Origin of the sequence: Janibacter sp. LM (genome assembly GCF_039631275.1) — a bacterium.
Classification (GTDB): Bacteria; Actinomycetota; Actinomycetes; order Actinomycetales; family Dermatophilaceae; genus Janibacter; species Janibacter terrae.
This window is the reverse complement of record NZ_JBDIVG010000042.1, coordinates 1-3983: the sequence shown is the minus strand read 5'-3', so window position 1 is coordinate 3983 and position 3983 is coordinate 1. Positions and strand designations below refer to the sequence as shown.

At 73.6% G+C, this 3983-nt stretch carries 4 protein-coding genes; all 4 read right to left on the bottom strand.

The features are described 5' to 3' along the window. Nucleotides 1-61: 61 nt before the first annotated feature. From ABC138_RS16555 to ABC138_RS16540, 4 genes are read right to left on the bottom strand one after another with little or no spacing between them, the layout of a single operon-like run. Nucleotides 62-1231 carry a hypothetical protein gene (locus ABC138_RS16555; RefSeq protein ID WP_345914362.1) on the bottom strand — a complete coding sequence of 390 codons (1170 nt, stop codon included), beginning with the start codon at nucleotides 1229-1231 and terminating at the stop codon, nucleotides 62-64. Further along, entirely contained in the window at nucleotides 1228-1404 is a 177-nt protein-coding gene (locus ABC138_RS16550; RefSeq protein ID WP_345914361.1) for a hypothetical protein, read from the bottom strand. The genes ABC138_RS16555 and ABC138_RS16550 overlap by 4 nt, the downstream gene beginning before the upstream one ends. Then, nucleotides 1401-2654: a VWA-like domain-containing protein gene (locus tag ABC138_RS16545; RefSeq protein WP_345914360.1), complete on the bottom strand. Its 1254-nt coding sequence runs from the start codon at nucleotides 2652-2654 to the stop codon at nucleotides 1401-1403. Before ABC138_RS16545 ends, ABC138_RS16550 begins: the two co-directional genes overlap by 4 nt. Beyond that, complete coding sequence (locus ABC138_RS16540) at nucleotides 2651-3757, bottom strand: AAA family ATPase (RefSeq protein WP_345914359.1); 1107 nt, start codon at nucleotides 3755-3757, stop codon at nucleotides 2651-2653. Before ABC138_RS16540 ends, ABC138_RS16545 begins: the two co-directional genes overlap by 4 nt. Nucleotides 3758-3983 lie beyond the last annotated feature (226 nt).

Genomic DNA, 3983 nt, shown 5'->3' with positions numbered 1-3983 from the left:
GGGGGGGGGGGGGGGGGGGGGGGGGGGGGGGGGGGGGGGGGGGGCCCCATGCGGCGCATGGTCAGGCTTCCTCGTCGTCGGCTCCTGCGACGAGCACGTCGAGGGGCACGTCGCGGCGGGTGGGTTCGGGCTGGCGTCCGGTGGTCAGCCATGAGCGGCGTGCCTTGTACAGGCCGCCGAATCGCTTGCGTCGCCACCGCTGGCTTGCGGGCGTGACGGGCAGGTCGTGCAGGGTGATCGGGTCGCCGGGGTTGGGGGTCTCTGCGGCGGTGGCGTGCTTGATGGTCAGCACGAGGGTGTCGCCGTCGGCGTGGGTGGCGGTCACGGTTCCGGTGAGGGTCTCGCCGGGGGTGGTCGGCGTTCCGGTCCAGCCGGTGACGTCGTGGCCGGGGCGGGTGCGTGCGTCGAGTCGGTCGGCCCGGACGGTGAAGGTTCGCCGGTCGGGGTGTGCGTTAGCGGTTCCGGTGATGACGTGCCCGGTGTGCACGCCACGGCTGCGGTGGGCGGGGTCGGTCAGCAGGGCGGAGTCGTAGACCTCGGCGGCGTCGCAGCGTGACCGCAGGCCGAGGGCTGCGCGGGCGCGGGCGTCCGGGCCGCGCCAGTCGATCTGGTTGGCGTGGTCTGCCTGTGCGCGGCTGTAGGCGTAGAGGTCGTCCTCTTCGAGGTCAGTCAGGGACGGCAGGGCGGGCGCGGTGGTGATCGCTGCGTGGAGGTCGAGCAGGCCGGTAGCGGAGGGGTCAGTGATGTTCAGCCAGGAGCGCCACGTGGCGGGGTTGGTCTCTGCGGTGGGCGCGGTGCCGAGTACCCAGCGGGCTCGGGCGGCGGCGATGAGGTCGGCGACGGCGCGACCGGTCGGGAAGTCGGCGCGGTCGAGGCACCAGCCGATGTAGGCGGCGGTGGCTTCGGTGCTGTGTCCGGGGCGTGAGAGGTCGCTCAGTCGTCGCAGCGCGGGCAGGGTCTCGGTGGTGTCGGTGAGCAGGGTGACCGGCTCGGGCGCGGTGATGCTCGCGCCGAGGTCGGCGAGCAGGTCGAGGGCGTCTCGGTTGGTGGCGGTGGCCGGGGCGTGGTCGGCGGTGGCGGCGGTGACGGTCGTGGTGGTGCCGTCGTTCGTTGCTCGCACGGCCACGGGTGCGTGACCGGTGACGATGGGGCTGTGGGTCAGGCGCGGCGCAGGCTGTGCGGTGTGCGCGGCGTGCAGGCGCAGCCCGAGGTCGAACCACTCGACGGTCATCGGTTCGCCTCCTGCGTCAGGTCAGCGGCCTTCCAGCCGTCACGAGCTGCGAGCGCGGCGGGGTGGTCGGTGGGGGTGGTGTCGGCGGCGAGTGCGGCGAGTTCGTCGCCGGTCAGGCCGGTGCCTTCGGCCAGTCGGGCGGTGTAGTCGCGCAGGGATTCGGGGGCGCTCATGCCGGGTTCCCGGTGTGCGGGACGTGGACGGTGGTGGCCCATTCGGGGGTGCCGTCGGTGTGTCCGTCGGGGCCGATGATCGCGCAGATGAGGTGGGCGCGGGTGGGGGTGGAGGGCCACGGGGTGTAGCCGTCGGTCAGGACGATGATGACGTCGGGGGCGGGGCGGTTGGCGCTGGCTGCGTCGATGCCGATTCGCATGTCGGTACCCCCTCCCCCGGTGAGGGTGACGTCGCGGATGGAGCGGATGGGGCGGGCGGTGGTGGCGGCGGCGTCGCAGGAGAGCAGGCGCAGGTGGTGGCGGTCGATGCCGTTGGCGGACAGGACACCACTGATTTCGCTCACGGCGGCGGTGAGGTCGTCCGGGCTCATGCTGCCGGAGGTGTCCACGACGATGGAGACGGTGACTGAGGGGGCTCTCATGGCGGGCTTGATGATGCGGGGCAGGCGGCGGCGGGAGGGGCGCGCGTAGGTGTAGGTGACGCGTCCGGCGCGGTCGGCGACGGCGCGGCGCACGGCGGCTCGCAGGAGGCGCTGCCACGGGATGGTGGGGGGTGCGAGGACGTCGGAGGCCCAGCGGGCGGTGGCTGCGGGGACGGTGCCGCGCCCCTTGGCCTCGATGTGTGCGCGCACGTCGTCAGCCACGCGGCGACGCACGAGGTCGGCGGCGGCGGGGTCGAGTGCCGGTGCTGCGCCGTCGGTCAGGTCGGTCCCTTCGGGCATCTCGCCGGGGACCGGGCCGGTGCCTGCGCCGCTGCCGCAGCCGGGTCCGCCGTCGTCGGGCAGGTCGGGGGATCCGGGGGGCGGGAGGATCGCGGCGTAGTAGGTCTCGGCGAGGCCGTTGGGCGGCTGCCCGAGGGCTGCGGGGGTGACCACTCCGTCGGGCAGGGGGACGCCTGCGGCAAGCAGGTCGTCGTTGATTTCGGCATCGGCGGCGAGGTTCCAGGCGAGGGGGTGGTGCGGGCGGGCGAGCGCGTCCACCCGCTCACCGTGCTCACGCAGCAGGTGGCCCACTTCGTGGATGAGCACGGCTGCGCCCTCGTCGGTGCTCCACGCGGCGAGCGCGTCGGGGTCGATGTAGAGCCTCCACCAGCGGTCCACGGCGAAGGTGCCGAGGCCGGGGGCGGCGACGGGTGAGGCGGCGAACAGTGCTCGGGCGAAGTAGGGCTGTCGCTCTGCGGCGAGCAGTCGCGTGAGCCGGAAGGCTTCCTGCTCGTCGGGGGTCAGTGCGCGGGCGGTGGGCTGGCTCATGCCGCGTCCTCCTTGCTCAGGCCAGCGGCGGCGAGCACGGGAGCGAAGTGCTTGCGCACGGCGGCGGGCACGCGTGCGTTGGCGGGGCGGGCGCGGCCAAGGGGTCGTGCGGCGGCTGCGGCGACGTCGGGGGCTCCGGCGTCGGCGGCGGCGAGCAGCGGCTTCCATGCCTCGATCCATGCGGCCTGCGAGCCGCGAGAGGCGGCGAGGGAGACGACGCCGGAGAGGATCGCCCATACGCGGTCGGGGCGGTCGTTCCAGTCCACGATGCTCGGGTCGGCGGTCACGTCGGCGGGGTCGGGCAGGTCGCTCTTGTCGCACCAGTCGAGGAACTCGGTTCCGGTGCCTTCTCCGACAAGGCCGTAGGTGATCGCCTGTCGTGCGGCGGCGTCGTCGGCGCGGACGTTGGCCAGCGCGGCGGCGAGCATGGCCCATGAGCGGCGGGAGGGCCACGGGCCGCCGGTGGCGGCGGCGTCGCGGGGGAAGTCGTGCAGGAGCTCGGGGCGCACGCGGATGAATCCGAGGATGCTCGACTTGACCGCTTCGACGCGTGCGGGGTCGGGGGTGGTGGCACGGCTGGCGGGCGGTGCGGACCAGCCCACGGACATGCCGTCGAGCCACTCATCGACGGAGGGGCGGAACTCGATGTGGCAGAAGCGGTTGGCCAGCGGGGGCGACAACTCCCAGCCGTCGGCGGCGCGGTCGGGCGGGTTGGCTCCGGCGACGACGCGCACGTCGTTGGGAAGGGGGGTCTCGCCGACGATGCGGTCGAGGGAGACGGTGAGCATGGCTGCCTGCACGGCAGGCGGGCAGGTGGTCAGTTCGTCAAGGAAGAGCCACCCGGCGTCGGCGTCGCACAAGCGGCGAGCCCACGCGGGCGGGGCAAGGTGCACCGCTCCCCCGTCGCCGACGACGGGCAGCCCGGCGACGTCGGCGGGCTCGCGGACCGAGCCGAGGACGGTCTCGCAGGGCACGCCCTCGGTATCGGCGACGCCCCGCACGAGCGAGGACTTGCCGACGCCGGGATCGGAGAGCAGGAGCACGGGCACGTGCGCCCTGCCGCAGGCGTCGAGGACGGTGACGGTGGTTGCCAGATCGGACACGATGGTTCTCCTTGCGTGGTGCGGGTGGCGAGCCCGCGTTCAGTGGATGACGTCTTCGACGCTAGCCCGATCCACCCACAGCGAAGGGGGTAAATAACCGGCCCTCCCGGCTAACGGTTTCGTTGGCCGGGAGGGGCGAGCAGCTGCAGCAGGGAGGCGGTCGAGGGTTGTCCGAGAGACCGGGGACTGCTGCACGATCAGGTGACATCTGATCTGTGGTGCCCAA

Excerpts from the sequence above, each read along its gene's own strand:
- ABC138_RS16550 (WP_345914361.1), bottom strand. The coding sequence starts at position 1,404 with ATGAGCGCCCCCGAATCCCTGCGCGACTACACCGCCCGACTGGCCGAA.
- ABC138_RS16545 (WP_345914360.1), bottom strand. The coding sequence starts at position 2,654 with ATGAGCCAGCCCACCGCCCGCGCACTGACCCCCGACGAGCAGGAAGCC.
- ABC138_RS16555 (WP_345914362.1), bottom strand. The coding sequence starts at position 1,231 with ATGACCGTCGAGTGGTTCGACCTCGGGCTGCGCCTGCACGCCGCGCAC.